Origin of the sequence: Burkholderia sp. DN3021 (assembly GCF_049805555.1) — a bacterium.
Classification (GTDB): domain Bacteria; phylum Pseudomonadota; class Gammaproteobacteria; order Burkholderiales; family Burkholderiaceae; genus Burkholderia; species Burkholderia pyrrocinia_C.
In genome coordinates, this window is record NZ_JBNCAB010000008.1 from 52,495 (window position 1) to 73,552 (window position 21,058).

A 21,058-nucleotide genomic window follows, 5' to 3' on the forward strand; every position below is an offset into this window, starting at 1 on the left:
AAATGCAACCATGACAATCACTCTTCTCACAATCACATCGCGATTTCAATAAAACCAATCAAACCACATCACCCCGCAAGCGCAAATTTACGGAACAGAGGAGCGCTTCTCGTGTTCTCAAACAAGTGATCGCTCGCGATGATCGTGCGTGTTTCGATAATTTATTTCATAGCCCACACCTGCCAACGACGAAAACGCAAGCTCGACGAGATAATTCAATATTGCCTCGCCGGCTTCAATTCAGGTTTGAGTTTTTCGCATCGACCCAATACCACCAAGCGAGCGCGAGCAATGCATAGAAATCTGTCCGCGAACCGAACATCATCCAATACTCACCTTGCTGAACGGCGAAGGTTGCATATGAAAAGACCTTCGCCATCAGCCATAGCATCACGACCCCGCCACGCATCGCAACCAGAATCTGCAGCGCACCCAGCGCACCGTACACCACGCCGGTCATCGCAACAAAGAGCGCCCCCCCGGCATAACCAAACCAATACACGGGCACTGCCATGTTTCCCATCGTGAAGGTTACGTCGTCGAACATGTAGGCCCTGAGCACGTTGGGCTCGGTATACGACTTCATCAAGTCGCGCAAGCCACTCGGTTCGGTACCGTCGAAAAAGGTTGGCATTGTCCAGGAACCGAGAGAGTTCACGAAACGCCAAAATGCGCCCTCGCCACCCAGCGCCGGCGCCGTGAACAGATGTGCATCGCTGTCCACCACGTACCACGGTTGAGCCTGTAGCAGGAAGCGCGAAGAGAGCATATCGGCTACTTCAAGCCCCTGCCCCCTGTAGGAGTAGACAATGGAAACGGCACCAAGCAATAGCGCCAATCCCGCACCGATACCCAGATAACGAACAACTGGCTTGCCGTTTATCGCATGAATCGCAATAAACGGAGCCAGCGAGCACAGTCCGATGTGTAGCACCGCCATGAACTGTTCGCCATGCATCACATTAAGCGCCAGGTCGACAGCCATCGTTAAGATCGCTGCTCCCCGGATGCGTTTATCGGAACTGGTGGCGATGGTGCCCAGCAAAAAACCCATGAAGGCCTGGTTGTTCAGGAACAGGTTGAACATCATCCCGTTCGAGGCATCATTACGCAGCGCGTACCTATTGATGCCGGAAAATAACGAGAATCCTGACGTCAGACCCGCGATCACACCAATAGCGATAATCGTTGCTGCGAGCCCGAACCCCGTCACGATGCTTATCGGTTGCAACGTTATCCGCGCCCTGATCGACTCATGCGCCGGGCGTTCGTCCAAAAACCTCCCAAAGGCAACGAGCGCACAGACGACAAAGATCAGATAGAACGAAAGGAGCCGGCTAAACGCGCCGGTCGCTTCACCGGATACGTCGACTTCCGTAAGATACCCGCCGGCCTCCAACCCCACACCTGCAAGGAATGCGGTCATTCCGATCGCCAGCACGTAGAGCATCGACACTGCAAACACGGGACGAGATTTGACCAGACCGACGAGTCCCAAGGTCGCCAATAGCAATGTGCACAAGGCGCTCGATTCCTTCATTCCGAGCGCCGGCATCACCGCATTGAACAGCAACGCAAGTGTGAATAGCGTCGATACCATCACGCCGGTTGCGGATATGGAACCTCCGTTGGACCCGATCACTCGCGTCGTCCTATCGATCATGCCGCAACCCGAAATTCGTTCCATCCGTCATGCACCTGCACCATGCACCTGCGAGCTGACCGCGCGCGATAAGATTCGTCGCGCTATCGACTTGACGTTTGCTTTCCACTACAGCCAAATTTCTCATCCGTAACGCTCCGCGCCAATCAATATCACACGACGTTTCTGAGCAGCTCCTTTCTTACTCGCTCCCATGCCCTAAACAAAAACGTATCGGATACAACATCGTCCGGATCTGCCTGCCTCCGGGTTTCTTTCGCATGTCGACTCGCGTTCGAGTAATAGCCGTAACGAAACGGTGAAGGCTCAAATCCATTGAAAACAAGGCCATCCACATCCACTCCAACCTTGTTCAAGTTCTCGATCGCTTCCACCACGCCGGCGTAGCTGACCGAACCTTGCCGGGCCACCATCAACGTGACGTCAGCGAACCTCGACAACATAGCGACGCTTGCTACCGGACGTGCCAATGGCGCATCCACGACGATCATGTCGTATTCGCCTCGCAGTGAGGTGATCAGCGCCTCCAGTCTTTCGGTTCCGTACAGATTCCGCGCCGGCTTGACATGTTTTCCGGCAGGCAGTACGTCAAAATTTTCACGGATGCGACAAATCGCCCTCTTGAGATCGAGTGAGCCGTTCAACACATCCGACAAACCCTTCTCGTATTTCACCGACAAGCATCGCTCAATGCTCGATTCGCTCACATCGGCACGCACAAGCAAGGTCTTGAAGCCACTTTCCGAGAACAGGTGAGCAAGATTGGCGGAGACCATCGACTTGCCCTGCCCCGGCTCGGGAGACGTGATCAGAACGGTCCTTGATTTGCCGCGCTCCGCGGTCATCCTGTAACGCAACAACAAGGTCAGATTTTCCAGCGCTTCGGCCAGCGGCGTATCAGGGTGCTCCCTCACGGCGACGAACGCTGACCTGTTGCTCATGTCAGCCTCGATCTGATGCGGCGAGGCCGGAACAACGCAAAGCAGCGGAACGCCGGCCATCGCTTCCAGATGCTTCGGATCACGAACGTACTGAAAAAACAATGCCCGGCCTTGTGCCGCAGCAACGCCCAGTATCAATCCGATCGCCGCACCGAGCACGATCACGAGCATACGCTTCGGCCGAATCGGCTTGTTGCTGACGTCAGCCTTGTCGATGATGGACGCATTGCCAACCGTGCCCGCTTTCGCAATCTGCAACTGCTGCGTGTTGTTCAGCAAACCGACATATAGCTGATTGTTGACCTCGACTTCGCGCGCCAAGCGCAAATAGGTCTGCTGCTGCGACGGCAAGTGCGCAACTTTGCTTTTCAATTCGGCCGACTGCTGATCGAGCGTCTTCAGCTTGTTGGCTACGGCGGCGATCTGAGGTTGTCCGGCAACATACTTGGACGACAAGTCCTGATATTCGAGCTTGGCTTCGAGCCGCGACTTTTCGACAAGCGCCAGCTGATCGATCAGCAGTTTCACATCGCCTTGCGAATCGATCGATCCTTGCGCGTTACGAAACGCGTTCAGCGCCTGCTCCGCCTGCTCCAGCCGCGCCTTCACCGCCGGTAATTGCGTCTCGAGAAACGCCAGACTGTGCTCGGCGTCCTCGGAGCGTCGTCTTGCATTGGCGTCCAGATAGGCCGCAGCGATGGCGTTGAGTAGTCGTGCGGCAAACACGGGATCGGGGTCCTCGAGACTCAACTGCATGATGCCCGACTGGCGTTTCGTTTCCGCCCCGCTCAATTTCTCCAGGATCGCGTCAAGCCGCACGGGCGTGGGGACACGCCGCACGCGAAACTCCGTACCGACGCGCGCCACGATCCTCGATACATCCACCAGATAGCCGTTACCCGCGCTTGGTTTGCCGATTACCCCCGTCAACACTTCCTGGCCGTTACTGTCCTTCAACACGAACCGGTTGCCTTCGAGATAATCAAACTCCAGCTTCTTGCCGATCTGAGCATCCGGAACGTCGAATTTCCTGAATTCGATTCTTTCACCGCCCCATGCCCAGAACGGCGTATCGAACAACGGGACGACGAGACCATCCGCGTCTTTTGACAAAATCGAAGCAAGCAAGGCGCCGACAAGCGGAATCCGGTTGCTGACCGAAATATCAGCCTGCGCGACGGTCGCCTCGATCGCCTGGGTGACAACCGTGCGCGAGCGAGCGATATCGATTTCGCCGACTACCGCCGAGTTTTCGATGTCCAGTGCATTTGAAATCTCCGAAAGCGAACCCAGCGCACTATGCTTGTTTTCCTGAACCCGTATCAACGTGTCAACGGAATACATCGGCGTTGCTGCGATGGCATATATAAACGCCAACAGCAGACACCCCAGGAAAACAGCAAGAAAGACGTATCGATGATCAAACACATTTTCCAGAAATTCGGCCAGCGTAAGCCTAAATGTATCGCGAGAAGCACTTCCTGCTCCGTCGCGATACCCATTCGATGAAGGCCTATCCAATGCCATGCACAAGCTCCAAAATTTCCGCCCTGACAGGCTTCTTGTCGCAGTGCGTGCGTTTGGTCACTTTGGTCACGCATGCCGCACTATTCGTGCCGGGACACATCACCCTGGCACCTGCTCTGTATACAACCGCGGCACGCCCAAAAACGCACCACCGAACCCTTGCCCTGTGAGCCTGCGAACAAATGATTCTGGTTACCGGAACCACTATGCGATAAACGCACGGCGTGCTACGTGCGATGGCTTACATTAAGAGCCACTGGTGGATCGAATCACTGGGTTGCCAACCCGTCTCGTGCTATGTTAAGAGTGCCGTTTCGCTAGCGAGTGGATTATGGCAATACGGCGGCGTGATGACGAATTCAGACACATGACGTGGACGCGCCATGTCATATCGCTCATCCAGTGTTGCGCCGCCGTTTTGACAATTCTTTTCAAGCAAGACGGCACGGGATCATTGATGCGAGGATATAAAGATGAAACGCTCCGGTACGCAAAGGCACGGCAAATATTCACAAGAAATTGGTTTTAAATTCGATGCCGGCCTGGTCGGCAGGTCGGCGCGTCGGCGGGACCCACATCGGTGGTTTCCATGGTTCAGGTGATGAAACCTCGCCATCGATATTGGAATCGCCTCGACGCTATCTCGATCTTGTTGAGCTTCGGGCTGCAGGCCGGCAGATAGAACAGGACAGCCTTGTGACAGATCGGCCACCGATCCTGCATTGGATATGGATCGGTATGTTCATGCCGCAGTCCAAAGGACACCGCATCGGCAGTAACGGTTCGATCCGTGTCCACAATTCGTCGTCGATGACTGTTTGACCCGTCCCCTCGACTCGCATCGCTCGGAACATCAACGTTAACAGCTCGCCGACAAGGCTAACAGTCCCTTCCGGTCTTTATGAAACCGTCCATTAACGCGCACGCCCCTTCCCTGGGTCATACAACGTGAGCCATGCAGGAACGAGTCTCGGCCTTGCACACGTCTCGCATGCGATCGGGCTGCTTCAGACGACGGTTGTCCGGTTTTCCGCCTCCCCCCGGATCATGGGTCGGCCGGAATTCCAGGCAGCATGCGATGACGTCAAGACGTTTGATGGTCGGGTGATCGAAACGGCAAGCCGAACCGATGACAGCCAGACATGGATCGCAGGCGGGCATTCCACGCGGCATCGTTGTCTTCGTTGATTCTGGAGTGCATTCCGATGTTGCACGAGAGCAATCGGCAAGATCGTCGGGAGGGAATCAATCATGTCACGAACACGAACGAACGTTTGTGATGTCGCTCCGCGGTGGTCCGGTCAATGGCGAACGTCAAGGTACTTCGCGTAAATATTTCCTGTTTAACTATGCTGAATGACGACATGAACAACCACCAGCTATTCGACACGTTGGTGCCGAGCAAGAACAAACATGCAGTGCGTCGAGTATGCGCTGCGGTCTCCCTGGCGATTTCCACTCTGCTTTCCGCGTGCGCATTTGCGCCCGGCCAGCACATGGCAGAACCCGCTGCATTACCGGTCACGACCGCCGACAACGGCGACGTGACCAGTGACATGAAGGTTCCGCTCAAGCAGATCGATCTGACTCTGATCAACCAGATTCGCGCGGAGCAGATAGGCCGAACCGCGTTGCCGATCCCGAGCAATCTGCTCGGCAAACCGAATGGCTACAAGCTTGGTCCGGGCGACGTATTGCAAATCACGGTATGGGATCACCCGGAGTTCGCTGCCGCTGTCGGCCAGCCCACGCAGAACACGAAGTCGTCCGACGCGGCGCCTGGCTTCGTTATCGATAGCGACGGTAACGTGCAGTTTCCATACGTGACTCGACCGATCCACGCCGCCGGGAAGACTGCGGCACAAGTCCAGCGGGAACTCGATGCCGAACTCAAAAAGGTGTTTGTCAAACCGCAAGTGACCGTTCGCGTGGCATCTTTCCGCGCCGGGCAGGTATATATAGACGGCGAAGTGCGCGCGCCCGGTTCGCAGGCGGTCAACGACATTCCGATGACACTGGTCGAAGCGGTCAATCGCGCCGGTGGCTTTGCACCGACCGCGGATCAGAGCCGCGTGACCATCACGCGCAATGGAACGATCTATCAGGTGAATGTCGCGCAGATGATGAAAACGGGCAAGAGCCCCGCCGCTATCATGCTGCAGTCGGGCGACCTGCTGCACGTAGGCGCTCGCGACGAAAATCCCGTCTACGTAATGGGCGAAGTAAACAAGCCGCAGGCCGTGCCACCGCTACGCGACGGCTCGCTCACGCTGAGTGAAGCGCTTTCGGAAGCCGGCCAGCTCAACCAGCAGACGTCGAATGCCAAACAGGTGTTCGTGCTGCGCAAGGCCGCCGACAGCGAACCCGTCATCTATCACCTCGATTTGGAGTCGCCTGTTTCGATGCTGCTCGCGAATCAGTTCCCGCTCGCGTCGAAGGACGTCGTCTATGTCGACAACACCGGGCTGGTCCGCGCGAGCCGCGTGCTGAACCTGCTGCTGCCGGCGATCAGCGCGGGGTTGACCGGCGCGCTCGTCACCAAGTAATCGGCATATGGGACGGACCACGGCGGGAGGTCGATAACGATGTGCGCCATTGGGGGCGGCGCTCGCTGTGGAACCGCCGCCGACGTTCGATGAGCACCTTGGCCTCAGCACGGCTTCGGAACCATTCCAGGTTCAGCAATTCGTCACGCAGCTTGCCAGTAGGGCTCTCGACAAACCCGTTTTGCCACGGACTGCCAGGCGCGACGAAGACCGGACCAATTGCGGTGTCTCGCAGCCAGCATCTGCTCGGCAATCAGGCGCTCGAGCCGCTCGTTCTCCGACTCGAGATTCTTGAGCCGGCGAGCGTCGGCCACATCCATGCCGTCGAACCTGTTGCGCCCAGCGATAGAACGTCCGTTTTGAGATGTTGTGGCGCTTTCAGAGTCTTTCACCGGTTCGTCCCGGCTCTCGGCCTCGCGCAGACAGCGCGCGAATCGCATCAACCCGAACGCGCCGACAGTTTGATCAGACCGACCCGTTCACGACAGAGTACATAGGCGAGCGCGACAGCTATGGCCGTTTCGGCGATCAACACCGCGATAGCCGCGCCGCGCTCTGCGAACAGCATGGCAAGCGGCGGCAGCAATGTCACGTTCAACACACCGGATGAGATCAGGATGATGCTGAAGGCGCGCTTCATGCCAATCACCAGCATAGTTTGAACACCGAACAGATCCGTCATACATGCCATGAACGGCACCAGCGCCAGGCAACGCAGCACGCCGATCGTCGGCGCAAACGAGCTGCCGTACAGGATCCGAACGACCGTCGGCGCGCATGCGTAGATCGTTGCCGACATTGCCAGCACCAACGCGCCCTGCACCACGATCAGCTTTCGCAAGAACGCAAACGCGTCGTCACGCGCGTGATGCATCAGATAGGTGACGTGCGGATAGGTTGCAGCCCTCAGCGGTTGCAGCAGACCGACTGCGGCCCGGATCAACTTGTCACCCGCGGCAAAATAGCCGGCGGCGACACTGCCCGAGACGATACTCAGCAGGACGGTATTGGTCGATGCGTAGAACGAGATTGACGTCGATGCGAGGAATACCTGCGAGCCGCCTTTCAGGGCGGCGGCGATGTCGGCAAACCGTATGCGGACGCTTTCGATCTCACGACGAAAGATCAGGTACGCAAGCAACGTCACCCCGCAAAGCAATGGAACCGCCGCGTTGATGGCAACCGCGTTCAGGAGATCGTCCGGCGTGCGCACCCACATGAAGAAGGCGACGACACTGAATGCACGGTACACAACCACCGTGACACTGTAGACGCTCAACTTCTGGATCCCCTGAAAGTACCAGCCCGGCGTAAGCGCGGCACCGATAGCCATCCCGAACCCGATCAGCAGGGCCGCGCGTTCCGCCGCGAAATGCGGGATGAGCATGGTCAGAGCGACAAGTACGGCAAAGCCGGCGACAGTGATCGCCCATTGGGCGCAAACCGTTGCCCAGAAAATGCGGGATCGCTCCTCCCTGCCGTTCGCGAGTGCGACACGCGGCGTTGCAGTCAGGTCGAAGCTGTAATTCGCCAGATTGATGAAATACGTTGTAACCGCAAGCACGAACGACAACCGTCCGTACTGTTGGGGGCCGAGCACGCGCGTCAGGAGAGGCAACGTAACGAGCGGCACGACGTACGTCGAGATTTGCAGTGCAAACAACAAGACCAGGTTTTTTCGAACGGCGGTCATCATGCCTTCTGGGCTGAGTGTGAACAGTGTGCCGACTGTCAATGTGCCCACGTGCGCGGTACATCCGTGCCAATGCCGAGTACGGCATACAGCGACGACGCGTAGCATTCGACCGAGTAACGCGACCAGTCGTAGTGACGATTTTCGCTGTCGAGGTGCGCGCGCAGTTCGGTAAGTGCGCGCGCGAAGCCTTCGGACGTACTCCGGTAGCGAATCTTGTTGCCGATCTCGTCGCCAAAGGTCGAAAGGCTTCCGATGTCGTGCACAAGCGCCGGCAGGCCGAGCATCGCCGCCTCGACGATCACGAGAGGGGCATTTTCCACCCAGATCGACGGCAACACGAGGGCATCGTGCGTTGGAAGCGCGGCGAATAACGTTGCATGATCGAGGCGCCCGGCGAAACGCAGCCTCCCCGACTCGACGAGCGTCGTGTAATGTTTCTCCAGGTCGCTCCGCTCCGATCCGTCGCCGTAGACCGTAAGCGACGCAATCGCATCGCCGGCGGATTCGTTCATGAGCGCGAGAAACTGAGCGAGGCCCTTGTCCGCTTCCACACGACCGACGAAAGCGAGATCGAGTCGATCGCCTCGGGCAGGTTTGGGCGGACAGGGAACCAGCGTCGAGTCAATCGGGTTCGGCAGAAGTGTGGCGGGCGTTCGACCACACCGTGCAATGAGGTCACGCATGAACGGACTCGGACAGAGAATCTCGTCAAACAGGCCAAGCGGGTCGAAAATCGCATTGACGGCATGCCAATGCAACTTTTTCGCGACGTCGTGAAGAAAGCCGCGCGGGCTGGCGTTGAGAGCGAAACGCGTTCCGCGATGCAGTTGGTCGAGTGACAACGGTTGCGCGCGTCCGCGGGAATAGACCAGCAGGCTCGGGTTGTAAAACAACAGATGGTAATCGTGCGCGGTCATGTATAAACCACATCCCGAGTGCCGCTTGTAGCGGGCGAGCACGGGCAGAATCGCACTCGACAGCAGGTTGTGGTAATTGTGTACGAGGATCCGTTGCGGACGAAACCGATCGAGCAGCGTGACGAGCGCACGTGCAGCGGCAGGTGACCACGCTCGTGCGCGCCGACCGCCTTCGGAATCGGGCAGTGTGTGCTCATCGAAGGTTTCGACTACAACGTCGTTGCGGGCGCGAAGCACGTCGACGGATACCCGGTACACCTCCTCGGCACCACCCTTGCGAACGAAGTCGTTGATGACGAGCACACGCATCACAACGAACCGTTATGGCGCGTTGCCTGCAGCGCATAGTGTTTGCTCATTCTTCGACATCCATGGCAATTTCGTAGCATCAACATTCCTGAACGGCCTCATGGCGCCGACACCATCGAAAACGGGCGACGCGAGAATTGGATGCCGCCACGATATCGTGTCGCGAATCGAGGTTCTGTTCGCACGATTACTTTTGGACGGTCGATGACCGGCCGCCCGGCAAACCGGGGCATGTTGCGCCCCGCTTTCCGGCAACCTGCCCGTCATTCAGCCGTCCCCGACACGTCGGCCCACGCCGCGTTCGTTCCGGTTCGGCGCTTGCGGGAAGGCTACGGGGTCACACGTTTCGCTCCCGCGTTCGCTTTTCGGGTCGCGGCAGGCTCTGCCGGCGCATGCCAGCCGGAAAGCAACTCAACGCAGCGGTCGATGACGTATTGCGCGGCGACATTGCCGTGCAGTGAATGATCGAGTGCATCCTGCGTGTCGATCGATACATTCTGCAAGTGTGAGAACGCACCTGACACCGGGCCGAAATGCCGGACTACGACATCGATGCCGGGATCGAACGTACCGTAAATGAAGTGAGCCTGAATGCCGCGCGCGGACATGTCGCGCAGTAACCCCCGTGGTGTGTCCTTGCCCGCCACCCGGCCGACACGCTCCATGAGGCGCATGACCGGCACGGTCATGCAATCCGCGACGAAGCGGGCAAATGCGCGCACTACCGGACGCAGATCGCGACCTTCGAGCAGCAGACGGCACCACTTGTCGACGCTGCGCAACGATGCGATATAGCCGCGCATCGAATTGGTCTGGTTATTGACTACATTCGAGAGCGTCTCGCCACGCGGCCAGATAAAAACCGGGAGATTGACCGTAATCACACCGGCGAGCGATCCACGTGCGGCCGCATGCAGCGATGCGTATGCCCCGGAACAGATCCCGAATGTAACGACCTTGTGGTGACCGGCCTCTTTCAGCCAATGCGCGGCCGATACCAAATCGGCAATCGTCTGGTCCGAATACGGAATGTCGGACTGGTCGTCGCGTGCGCGACGGCTGCTGTCTCCAATGCCGCTCGAATCAATGCGCAGGCTGCGGATACCGACCGCCGCAAGCGATCGGGCCAGGCGAACTGCAAGGCGTCCGTCGGCGGTACGCGGATTAGCGGCAGTATTGGCCATCAGCAGCGTGGGTGCCGCGGCGCGGATCGAGTCGCCGGCCGGTTCGCACAGCACGCCAACCAGTTGCTGCGGTCCCACGCAAATCATCCGTTCGACGCTGCCGTTTCCAGCCAACTCGAAGCCGGACACGGGGCGCCGTGCCGAGGCGCAAACGGTCGCTTCAGAACGGTCGTCGAGCCAGTTCGCGATCGTATCGAGCAGCGCATCGGGCAGCCTCGACCAGTGCGGTTCGCGCATGGTGGCCGCCCAGTCCGAACACGCCTGGATGCTCGCCGCGACACCGCGCGCCTGCAGTGCGTCCAATAACGCAGGACTGTCGCCATACGATACATCGACGAGCAACGCGCGCGCAGGCAACGTACGCATGTGGCCGGCAGCTTCGCACAGGTCGATGCGCCGGAGCGCGCCGACGAGATCGTCGGGATACGCATGGCCGAGTACGTTGAATGACCTATCGTTGCGAACCGCATCCCGCACAGTCGGTGGCGCGTTGTCGAGCCAGCGTTGCGCCACGAGCGAAAGCTCTCGCACATAACTGCGACCACGCACAACGGGTGCAAGTGCGATGAAACTTGTGAGTCCGGGTATGCCATCGGTGGCGAGAAATGCCAATGCCGCACCAGCGCGCACGCCGACGAGTGTCAGGCTGTCCACCTCGGCGCTTTCGTACAGCGTCCGAACAGCATGCCGGACGCTCTCGAGCATGTGGTCGAAGCGTTCGGAATCCCGTTCGTCTCCAAGCGAATCGCCGCTCGCCGGATAGTGAAAGCGCAGCACCGGGAAGCCGCGGTCGGCAAGATGCTCGGCAATTGAACGCACAAGTTTGTGAAGCCAAAGCGCCTCATGGCCGAGCGGTTCGCAGATGACAACGCCATGTGGTCGATTCCCCTCGTGAAGCCACCCAACGCATCCATCGAACTGGATGGGTGTCATGGTTTGGTCCTTGTTTTAAGTGTCTGACGGGCCGGATTTCCATGCATGCTTGCCTCGGTCCAAGGGACAAGCGGTCGATCATTGCCCAGATGAATAAAGTGAGGTGGACGTACGACACGCGAGCATCCGCCGCAGACCACCCCGATCCGCGGGCCCTTCGAGATGGAGAGCGGTTTCGAGAATGCTCTTGTTCGCATTCCCAATCTCACGGTCTTGCACATCGGATGACCTCGATGCACCGGGCAGACGCCCCCGCCCCCGATGCATACAGAAAGTAGACCATTCAATGCTGACGTAATCCGTACGTCACATTACATTTCCAATGCAGCACATCTTGCATCGCACCGGTCAGGCAGGGATGATGAATTCGTGCTGCCCTGGTTCGACAAGCGCGGAAAGAGCCGCGAATACGACATTCGAAGGCGGGTTTCACGGAGTAACGGCACGGGCAGTCAGCGTACCCGGCGCCGCAGACGGAATCGGCAGGTTCACGACGCGGCTCCAGCGCACAAGCGATGACGCATCGACGAATACGACGTCGTGACGCTCGAGCACGATCTGCTCGGCGAGCGCTTCGCACCGGTTCATGCGCCCGTCGGTCAACGTCAGCGTCGCCGGGCGTGACACCTCGTCGAGCACGAACACTTTGCATCGTCGTCTCGAACGACACCCGTTACAACACTGGACAGCCCGCACCAGCATCACCGCGCCGATCATGCTCCGACGAAGCCGCTCATGCGGGAATACCTGATTGGACACCGTCCGGGGCGGCGTGTATGTGAGCAACCCCACCAAAAACCTATCTTCATCCAAACATGTGGTCGCGCCGACCCGCCCTGCACGCCGCGTTCGATTCCCGCACTACTGTCCCAGTCTCGGAATCATCGTGACGGTGGGCGCGGCACTATAGGTGACGGTCATCGCGTCGCCCGGCTTGAGATCGACCATCCCGTTCGTCAACCCGGTTGCATACGCCTGCTGCCCGCTTCTCGACACGCTGATTGACGACACCGTACCGCCGGCGATCGACATGCTGACCGCACTCGGATAGCTGTTCGCGAACGTCCACGGCGAAGCACTCACCGTTTGTGCAACCGGCGTCAGTTGCACACCGAAGCCGACAAAGCCGTTTTGAGCGATATTGTCTTCGCTCCACGACGTGTAGGCCCATGAGTTCGACGAGATCAGCTAGTCGATTGCGCGAGGATAGTTGGCCGGCTGGGCCAGATAGTTTCCCCGCAGTTTGAGCGACGCCCCGGCCGTGAGCGTCCCGACCGTGATGAAGCGAGCGAACCCGTTGCAGCAGCCGATATTTTCCCCGGCATTGCCGCTGATCTCCGTGAACGACGTGCAGGATCCGTCCACGTAGATCCCGTCCTTCGAGATGCCGGACAACTGATTCTTCGAGACGATGCACCCTCGGGTGTTGTACAGGGCGATTCCGGAAACGGCGCTCAGTCCGCCGGTCCCGGTGAACGTAATCGACACGCCACTGGCAATTCCGCTGCCCGTGAAATTATTGGACAGCGTGACGGTCGGGCCATTTCCGTTACCGGAAACCGACGTCACGTAAGTGCCGACCGGAATGTTCGTTCCGGATACGCCTTGCCCCACCGCACAGCCGCGTGCCGACGGATACGGCGTAAACGTCAGCGTGTTGGTTCCCGCCGCCGATGCGGCCGAGGTCGCGATCGTTTGAGACGTCATGCAGACCATCGGGGTAAAGACGATGGAAGCACCGCTCGCCACGGTGCCGGTCGTCGCCTTGCTGAGCGTCACCGAATTCGCCGTCAGGCCGGTCACGAAGGTTCCGGCCGCGATGTTGGTACCGCTGACGCTCTGCCCGATCGACACGCCTGTCGTTTCGTTACCCGGCGAGCCGAAGCCGTAGGTATCGGTGTAGGTCACGCCTGTCGTCGTGGCGAACGTCAGCGACGTGGCGCCGCTCGCGGCCGAAGCCGCCGTCGCAATCGTCGCCCCGAACAGGCCAACGCCGGAAAAAATCACGGTCCCGCCACTCGGTACGGTCGCATTCTGGCTCAGCGTTACCGTCGATACACCGGCCGATACGACCGTGCCGATCGATACGCTTGTCGACCCGTTGAAATACCAGGCCGTCATGCCGACGGCAACGCCAGGGGTATTGGCAAAGTTTAGCGTCCGAGACGCCGACGTCGCACTGATCGTCGTCAACGGGAATCCGTTCTTGTTGTTCGGATCCCATGCATTGCTGATCGTGTTCTGCGAAATATTGACGTGGATGTTGCTTCCGGCCGGCTGCCACAGTCCGATCGGCGTTCCCGCCGCGTTCTTGATCGTGTTGTTGACGATCGTGATATTCGAATTATTGAATCCGGCCGTCGCGGTCACGGCCAATGCCGCATAGCCGATCGGGCCATTTGGCGAATTGACTATTGCACCGATGTTGGATTGAACCCCGCACGTATCCAGAACATTATTGGCGACCGTCACGTTATCGTTACCGTACGACTGGTAAACGCTCGTCAACTCTGACGCGACATAAACACCGGCACCCATCGGATTGTAGATCTGGTTGTCGGTCACCGTGATGTCTTGAGCACCTACAATCGCTATGCCGCGTGCATATTTGGTTCCGACAACCCGGTTATTTGCAATCGTAATGCGTTGAGGACGGACGCCCTCGTTGAAATAGCCAACCACGGCAAACGCGTCATCGCCGCCGTTGATCACTTCATTGTTCGTGACGGTGATGTCCGAGCTTGCCTTGGTGACGTGAATGCCGTCATGCCAGATATTGAGCAGGGTATTGCCGAACACCTTGCCGTTGACGCAACTGCGCATTATCGCGCCGCCACCGGCCGAGTTATTGAACTTGCACCCCGAAATTTCAAACTGGCTGCAGCCCAGCATGTTGAGTGAACCAGCGTTCTCGTCCGGATAATACGCAGTCGAATTCTTCGAAAAGAATTGCAGATTCCGCACCTTGAAATTGCTGACATTCCTCCAGTAAATCACCGAATTCTGGCCTTGCGGCGTCGTGCACTGCAGGATCGAGTCCCACCCGGCCCCGATGATCGAGGCCGTTGCAGTCAGCGTATTGCTGTACAGGTAAGTTCCCGGCGGAAAATACAACGGGATCCCGGCATTGAGCGCTACCTGGAGTGCCGCCGTATCATCGGTCACGCCGTCACCCACCACTCCGAACCGCCTCACACTCATCGGCAAATCGACCAATTCCTGGAGAAGCGTTCTTGCGGTCAGGCCCGTCGCCGTACCAACGATATATGTAGCCGGAAACTCTGCTGTCATTTGAGCACTCCTGCGATCGCAATCCATTGCGACGCAAAAAATTGACGTTAAATTGCGGGATTCTCGGCGATCACCCAATTTCGCATACATCGTTTCGCGACCTTGTCGACCACCTCGATGCGCGCGTACTCGCATCTGAACGCACGAACAGTCTCAGAATAGGGGCAGATTTCTCAACGAAAGGTGCGCGGAATAACCGAAGTAGGCAGGTGGTTCCGAAAAATCCTCGCGCTCCCGATACGGCAGAAACGCGACAGGGATTCCGGCGCTGCTCCACGCACTGGCTGCGTATCGATCCGACACGAAGGGACGGCAGTTCAACGACATCACGATGGACGACGATTTTTCCTCGGACGAGTACTTCTTACCCCGCCGCACCGCCGCAATCGGGAACGATGACTGTCTTTTCGTCGCGTCGCGCGACCGGATCGAATAAAGATCGTACGTATCGGTAGAAACACCGATGCTGTAGTCGAACTACATTCATACCATTAGTCGCTGCTGAGAGTCGCTACATCCGATTCGGCAGCGTCGGACGGCCAGTGCATCGCCGCCCGCGTTGACCGGTCGAGCCCAACCGGCCGTAACGATTCCCCGCCTGGCCTGGCATGCCGACGCGCAACCACCCTGCATCGCCAGCCGAATGCGTCCGGTGCGAATCCACCGGGCGTGCGCAGCTCCAGACATCATCCGAACAACGAGCAATACGATCATGGAGAGCAACATGCGGGACAAACTCTGGCCGGCCGTCGTGCTGGCAGCGACCCTCTGCACCACCGCCTACGCGGGCAACGCCGATTTCAACTCGCAGGGCGACGCCACCGACGCGTTCGCGTCGTCCGCCGCGCAACGGCGCGCCGACCTGCTCGTGCGCAAGATGACGCTCGACGAAAAAATTCAGTTCATTCATTCGCAATACGAAATGTCCAAGGTGCCGGGCGGCGGCGCCGGCTACATCCAGGGCGTGCCGCGGCTCGGCATTCCCGATCTCAACATGGTCGACTCGGCGACCGGTTCCGGCAGCACGTCGCAGGCCAGCACGACGTTCCCCGCGACGATCGCCGTCGCCGCGAGCTGGGATCGCCGCCTGTCGTACGACTTCGGCAAGCAGGTCGCGATCCAGTTGCGCGCACAAGGGTTCGGCATGGGCCTCGCCGGCGGCACCAATCTCGCGCGCGAACCGCGCGGCGGCCGCCTGTTCGAGTATCTCGGCGAGGATCCGCTGCTCGCCGGCGACCTGCTCGCCGAACGCACGCTCGCGACGCAGCGGCAGAAAGTCATCGCGACCATCAAGCACTACGCCGGCAACGAACAGGAGCACGGCCGGATGGGCGGCAACACGCAGATCGACGAACGCACGCTGCGCGAGCTGTACCTGCTGCCGTTCGAGATCGCCGCGAAGCGCGGGCGGCCAGGCAGCGTGATGTGCAGCTACAACCGCCTGAACGGCACGTATGCGTGCGAGAACAATCACCTGCTGAACGACGTGCTGAAGAACGAATGGGGCTTCCAGGGCCAGGTGCAGTCCGACTGGGGCGCGACGCACAGCACCGCCGCCGCGATCAACGCCGGGCTCGACGAGGAAGAAGACGTCGGGCCGAGCGTGTACCTGACGCCGGCGGCAGTCAAGCAGGCGATTGCGAACGGCTCGGTGTCGACCGCGCGCCTCGACGACATGGTGCGCCGCAAGCTCGCCGTGATGATCCGCGTCGGCGTGATGGACGATCCGGCCAAGGGCGGCGGCACGATCGATTTCGCTGCCGCGAACCGGTTCGCGCAGGCGGCCTCCGAGCAATCGATCGTATTGCTGAAGAACGACGGCAACCAGTTGCCGCTTGCCGCGTCTGCACTGTCGCATATCGCCGTGATCGGCGGCCATGCCGATGCGGCCGTGCTGTCGGGCGGCGGCTCGGGCAACACGCGCGACCCGGTGACGGGTTCGTTCGCGGGCTGCGGCGGCCTGACGTTCGGGTCGTCGACGGGTTGCAGCTGGTGGCGTAATCCGTGGCTGAAGGTCGACGTGCCGATCGTCGCGGCGATCCGCGCGCTCGCGCCGGCCGCGCAGGTCACGTACGCGGGCAACAGCGACCAGCAGTCGCCGTTCCGCGCGTACACGCAGCAGGAGATCGACCAGGCCGCCGCGCTCGCGGGCCGCTCGGACGTCGCGATCGTCGTGGTCGCGCAGCCGGCCGGCGAGGATTTCGGCGAACTGCAAAGCCTGAGCCTCGCGAACCCGTCGAACCAGGATGCGCTCGTCGAAGCCGTCGCGCGCGCGAATCCGCATACGATCGTCGTCGTCCAGAGCGGCAATCCGGTGCTGATGCCGTGGAAGGACCGGGTGTCCGCGATCGTCGAGGCGTGGTATCCGGGCGAAGCCGGCGGCAAGGCGATCGCGAACGTGCTGTTCGGCGCCGTCAATCCGTCCGGCAAGCTGCCCGTCACGTTCCCGGCGCGCGACCAGGATTCGCCGACGTGGGGGCAAAACGGCGCGTTCGACAACGATCCCGTCTACGCGGAGAAGCTGAACATGGGCTATCGCTGGTATGACGCGCGCAACATCAAGCCGATGTTCGAATTCGGCTACGGGCTGTCGTATACGCACTTCGCGTATTCGGGGCTGTCGGTGTCGCGGCAATGGGACGGCTCGCTGAGCGTCGCGTTCACCGTGCGCAACGACGGGCGCGTCGCCGGTGCGGAAACGCCGCAGGTCTATCTCGGCGTGCCGTACAAGGACGAACCGCCGAAGCGGCTGGTCGGCTGGGAGAAGATCCGGCTGAATCCGGGCGAGGCGCGGCATGTTCGCGTCACCGTGTCGCCGCGGATGCAGAGCGTGTGGGATACGTCGCGCAACGGCTGGCGCGTCGTGCCGGGCGGGACGGTGTATGTCGGCGCGTCGTCGCGCGATATCCGGCTGCAGGGCAACTGAGCGGCGATGAACCGACGGCGGCGCCGCACATGACGTGCGCGGCGCCCCCCCGCATTTGCTCATCTGCTGACGATCTTCACCGGAACCACTCAACCGGCGCGCTGCTCCGGCCGGGCCGAGCGACAGATTTCGGCAAGCACATCGAGACCCCGCGCCGGCTCGCGCACGAACGGATTCGACTCGTCCCATGCATAGCCGGCCAGGATCGAGCAGATCATCCGCTTGACTTCCGGCGCCTTGTCGTCATGGAAGACGATGTCCTGCAGATCGCCGGAATACCAGCGTTCGACGAATGCGCGGAACGTATCGATTCCCTTGCGCAACGGCGTGCCGTAGTCGCGCTGCCAGTCGACCGTCTCGCCGCACAGGTGGCGCTCGAGCGCTGCGACCGCCAGATGGGACGACCGCAGCGCGATCGTCACGCCCGACGAGAAGATCGGGTCCAGAAACTCGCCCGCATTGCCGAGCAACGCGTAACCGGGGCCGTGAAGGCGCTCGACGTTCGACGCGTAGCCGCCAATGTGCCGCACCGGCATCACGAACGGCTTGCTGCCGACGAGGCGCGCCAGCGTGGGTTCGGTCTGCAGCAACTCGCGCAGCAGTTCTTCGCGACGCGTGTCCGGCACGTCGAGGAAAGCGGCCTCCGCCACGCAACCGACCGACGAGCGTCCGTTCGTTAGCGGAATCATCCAGAACCACACGTCGCGCCGCTCGGGGTGCACCGCGATGCAGATCTTGTCGCGATCGGTCGATCCCGCGGGCAAGCGATCCTCGACGTGCGAGAAGATCGCCGCGCGCATTGGCAGCCGCGTCGGCGCCTCGAGATCGAGCAGGCGCGGCAGCACCCTGCCGAATCCGCTTGCATCGAGCACGAACGACGCGTGCACGCGGTAATCGCTCCCGGCTTCGTCCACAACATCGAGCATCGGGCGATCGCCCGGCACAAACGCGCGCACCGTGTGACCGAATCGGACGTCTGCACCTTGCCGGGCCGCGCAGCGAATCAGCACGTCGTCGAACGTGGCGCGCTCGACCTGATACGCGGTCCCCCATCCTTCCGTAAACTTCTCGCGAAAATCGAACGACGACATCCGGTCGCGATGCACGAAGTACGCGCCGTTCTTGAACTGGAACCCTGCCTCGACGACCGCCTGCAGCATGCCGGCCTCGTCGAGATAATCCATGCTCTGCGGCAGCAGGCTTTCGCCGATCGAGAAGCGCGGAAAGTGCTGGCGCTCGAGCACCAGCACCGACCGTCCGGCCTTGCGCAACAGCCCCGCTGCAACCGCGCCGGCAGGTCCCGCGCCGATGATCGCAACGTCGACCGATTCCGATTTCATTTCATTCATGCTTGCCTTCCATCCCGGTTCATCGGGCAGGTTGATTCTTTGCGCCGCAATTCGGCGATGCAAACTACAATAACCGTTCAACAAAAGTACCAACGAGAGGCACATGACAGCTTATCGCACGCGCACGTCCACTTACGTTCCCGAAACCGCCTTCGGCATCTGGTTTCTTCGCACGCACACCTGGGAACATCATGTGCTTCGCGTGGCCATCAACGATCTGAAGCGGCTCGTCGCGGCGCCGTTGCCGAAGTCGCCCGTCATCCTCGATGCCGGCTGCGGACAAGGCAAGTCGTTTCGCTTGCTGAACGACGCGTTCGCTCCCGGCAAGATCGTCGGGATCGACTGCCACGACGAATCGCTTGCGCACGCGTCGGAAGCAGCCCGGCACTGCGGCACCCTCGTCGAATTGCGGCATGCCGATTGCGCAAGCATTCCGCTCGCCGACGCAAGCGTCGACGTCGTTTTCTGCCACCAGACCTTCCACCATCTCGTCGAACAGGAACGTGCGCTGGCCGAGTTCCATCGGGTGCTGAAGCCGGGCGGCGTACTGCTGTTCGCCGAGTCGACCGATGCCTATATCAAGTCGTGGGTCATCCGGCTGTTGTTTCGACATCCTATGCAGGTTCAGAAAAGCGCGGACGGCTATCTCGCGATGCTGCGTGAAACCGGCTTCGCGTTCGACGCCCGAAACGTGTCGTTTCCGTATCTGTGGTGGAGCCGCGCGAATGACTTCGGCCTGCTCGAACGCATCGGCCTGCACAGCCCGAAGCCCGGCAAGCGTCGCGAGACGCTCGTCAACGTCGCCGCACGCAAGCCGGCCTGAACGGGGCCCGCCATCGGGCGGCCCTCGTTCAGGCTCGCCCGCCGCGCGTCAGTGCTTCAGCGTCACGACCTCGCCCGTCAGCGCCACGCCAGCCACGAATGCGCCCGCACCGCAGGTAAAGTCGGTCGTACTGCTGCGCAACACGTTCCGGTAGTTGCTCTTGATCCCGACGACAGCGTTGCCGCCCTCCTTCCGTGCTCGCGCCTGAAGCTCGAGCGCCGCCGACAGGAACACATGCTGGCACGCGGCCTCGTCGCTCTTGCCGAACGCGTTGGTCTTCTTGTTGGTCGCGAAGGTGCCGTATGACTTGACGATCTTCGGGTGCGACTGATCGCCGAAATAGAGCGCGACATCGCCGCCGAGCGTGTCGCCCTCGCTCGTCAGCGCGCTCTCGATCGGATAGTTGCCGACAGAATCGCGCGCATGAGCCTGTGACATCGCCAACGTGGCGAAGAGCAGCGCGAATGCAATCCGGTACTTCATGCCATCCTCCGTGTCATTGCTTGTCGAGCAGCACGACGTCGCCGGACACCGCGATCGCGCCGGCGCTGCCGCTCACGCCGCAGGTGTACTCGGTCGTCGAATCGGAACGCTTGTCGTGAAAGCGCGTCGTCACGTTGATGACCGCGTTCCCGCCATGATTCTTCGCATATTCGCGCAGACGGTCCAGCGCCGTGCTCAACGCCTGTTCGCACGTCGGCTGTTCCGCTTCGGTCGCACGCCGCACGCGCACCGACTCCGAACGCGGGCCGATGCTCGTCTTCACTGCCGGATGAGGTTGCGCTCCGAAATACAGGCTGACACCCGACGCATCCTGTGCCGTCGCCGACGCGGGCAGCGGCAGCGAACGAACCACGGTGCCGCAGCCCGTCAACAACGTCGCCGCGATCAGCATGCCGGCCAGATGTGCTTTCTGCTTCATTGTTCCTGTCCTCTCAGCTCAGTAGGTTCAC

At 60.3% G+C, this 21,058-nt stretch carries 15 protein-coding genes and 2 pseudogenes; 4 read left to right on the forward strand and 13 right to left on the reverse strand.

Features of this window, described 5'->3' with window-relative positions:
* Positions 1-235 precede the first annotated feature (235 nt).
* Positions 236-1,600 carry a DUF6418 domain-containing protein gene (locus tag ACPUER_RS06860; RefSeq protein WP_425130744.1) on the reverse strand — a complete coding sequence of 455 codons (1,365 nt, stop codon included), beginning with the start codon at positions 1,598-1,600 and terminating at the stop codon, positions 236-238.
* Positions 1,601-1,815: 215 nt separating this feature from the next.
* The gene (locus ACPUER_RS06865) at positions 1,816-4,131 is read right to left on the reverse strand and encodes a GNVR domain-containing protein (RefSeq protein ID WP_425130703.1); all 2,316 of its coding nucleotides are present in this window, start codon (positions 4,129-4,131) and stop codon (positions 1,816-1,818) included.
* A 534-nt stretch (positions 4,132-4,665) separates the two neighbouring features.
* Between ACPUER_RS06865 and ACPUER_RS06870 the strand changes: the two genes are divergently transcribed.
* Positions 4,666-4,953 (forward strand): hypothetical protein, encoded by a 288-nt coding sequence (locus ACPUER_RS06870; protein WP_425130704.1) that lies wholly within the window; start codon positions 4,666-4,668, stop codon positions 4,951-4,953.
* A gap of 542 nt (positions 4,954-5,495) precedes the next feature.
* Positions 5,496-6,677, forward strand: coding sequence for a polysaccharide biosynthesis/export family protein (locus ACPUER_RS06875; RefSeq protein WP_425130705.1), 1,182 nt, complete (start codon positions 5,496-5,498; stop codon positions 6,675-6,677).
* Positions 6,678-6,689: 12 nt separating this feature from the next.
* Here ACPUER_RS06875 and ACPUER_RS06880 read toward each other — a convergent pair.
* From ACPUER_RS06880 to ACPUER_RS06915, 8 genes and pseudogenes are all read right to left on the reverse strand, one after another.
* Positions 6,690-6,915: pseudogene (locus ACPUER_RS06880) on the reverse strand (integrase core domain-containing protein); the annotation flags it as partial.
* Positions 6,821-7,069, reverse strand: coding sequence for a hypothetical protein (locus tag ACPUER_RS06885; RefSeq protein WP_425130748.1), 249 nt, complete (start codon positions 7,067-7,069; stop codon positions 6,821-6,823). The pseudogene ACPUER_RS06880 and the gene ACPUER_RS06885, both read right to left, overlap by 95 nt.
* A 47-nt stretch (positions 7,070-7,116) precedes the next feature.
* Positions 7,117-8,370, reverse strand: a complete 1,254-nt coding sequence (locus ACPUER_RS06890; RefSeq protein WP_425130745.1) for an oligosaccharide flippase family protein — start codon at positions 8,368-8,370, stop codon at positions 7,117-7,119.
* Positions 8,371-8,408: 38 nt separating this feature from the next.
* Positions 8,409-9,599, reverse strand: a complete 1,191-nt coding sequence (locus tag ACPUER_RS06895) for a glycosyltransferase family 4 protein (protein ID WP_425130706.1) — start codon at positions 9,597-9,599, stop codon at positions 8,409-8,411.
* A 329-nt stretch (positions 9,600-9,928) separates the two neighbouring features.
* Positions 9,929-11,716 (reverse strand): serine aminopeptidase domain-containing protein, encoded by a 1,788-nt coding sequence (locus ACPUER_RS06900; protein ID WP_425130707.1) that lies wholly within the window; start codon positions 11,714-11,716, stop codon positions 9,929-9,931.
* Positions 11,717-12,145: 429 nt separating this feature from the next.
* Positions 12,146-12,382 (reverse strand): annotated as a pseudogene (locus ACPUER_RS06905) (polysaccharide biosynthesis/export family protein); the annotation flags it as partial.
* A gap of 195 nt (positions 12,383-12,577) precedes the next feature.
* Entirely contained in the window at positions 12,578-12,799 is a 222-nt protein-coding gene (locus ACPUER_RS06910) for a hypothetical protein (RefSeq protein WP_425130708.1), read from the reverse strand.
* Between the two features lie 105 nt (positions 12,800-12,904).
* Positions 12,905-15,007, reverse strand: a complete 2,103-nt coding sequence (locus tag ACPUER_RS06915; RefSeq protein ID WP_425130709.1) for a right-handed parallel beta-helix repeat-containing protein — start codon at positions 15,005-15,007, stop codon at positions 12,905-12,907.
* Between the two features lie 724 nt (positions 15,008-15,731).
* Here ACPUER_RS06915 and ACPUER_RS06920 point away from each other — a divergent pair.
* Positions 15,732-17,933, forward strand: coding sequence for a glycoside hydrolase family 3 C-terminal domain-containing protein (locus ACPUER_RS06920; protein WP_175958959.1), 2,202 nt, complete (start codon positions 15,732-15,734; stop codon positions 17,931-17,933).
* Positions 17,934-18,022: 89 nt separating this feature from the next.
* On the opposite strand, the gene ACPUER_RS06925 is transcribed toward ACPUER_RS06920, so the two are convergent.
* Positions 18,023-19,282, reverse strand: coding sequence for an NAD(P)/FAD-dependent oxidoreductase (locus ACPUER_RS06925; protein ID WP_425130710.1), 1,260 nt, complete (start codon positions 19,280-19,282; stop codon positions 18,023-18,025).
* A 103-nt stretch (positions 19,283-19,385) separates the two neighbouring features.
* On the opposite strand from ACPUER_RS06925, the gene ACPUER_RS06930 reads away from it, so the two are divergent.
* Complete coding sequence (locus tag ACPUER_RS06930; protein ID WP_072436629.1) at positions 19,386-20,105, forward strand: class I SAM-dependent methyltransferase; 720 nt, start codon at positions 19,386-19,388, stop codon at positions 20,103-20,105.
* A gap of 48 nt (positions 20,106-20,153) precedes the next feature.
* On the opposite strand, the gene ACPUER_RS06935 is transcribed toward ACPUER_RS06930, so the two are convergent.
* Together ACPUER_RS06935 and ACPUER_RS06940 are read right to left on the reverse strand one after the other, a co-directional pair.
* Positions 20,154-20,588, reverse strand: a complete 435-nt coding sequence (locus ACPUER_RS06935) for an excinuclease ABC subunit A (RefSeq protein WP_175958958.1) — start codon at positions 20,586-20,588, stop codon at positions 20,154-20,156.
* 13 nt (positions 20,589-20,601) lie between these two features.
* Positions 20,602-21,027 carry a signal peptidase gene (locus tag ACPUER_RS06940; protein WP_175958957.1) on the reverse strand — a complete coding sequence of 142 codons (426 nt, stop codon included), beginning with the start codon at positions 21,025-21,027 and terminating at the stop codon, positions 20,602-20,604.
* Positions 21,028-21,058: the final 31 nt, after the last annotated feature.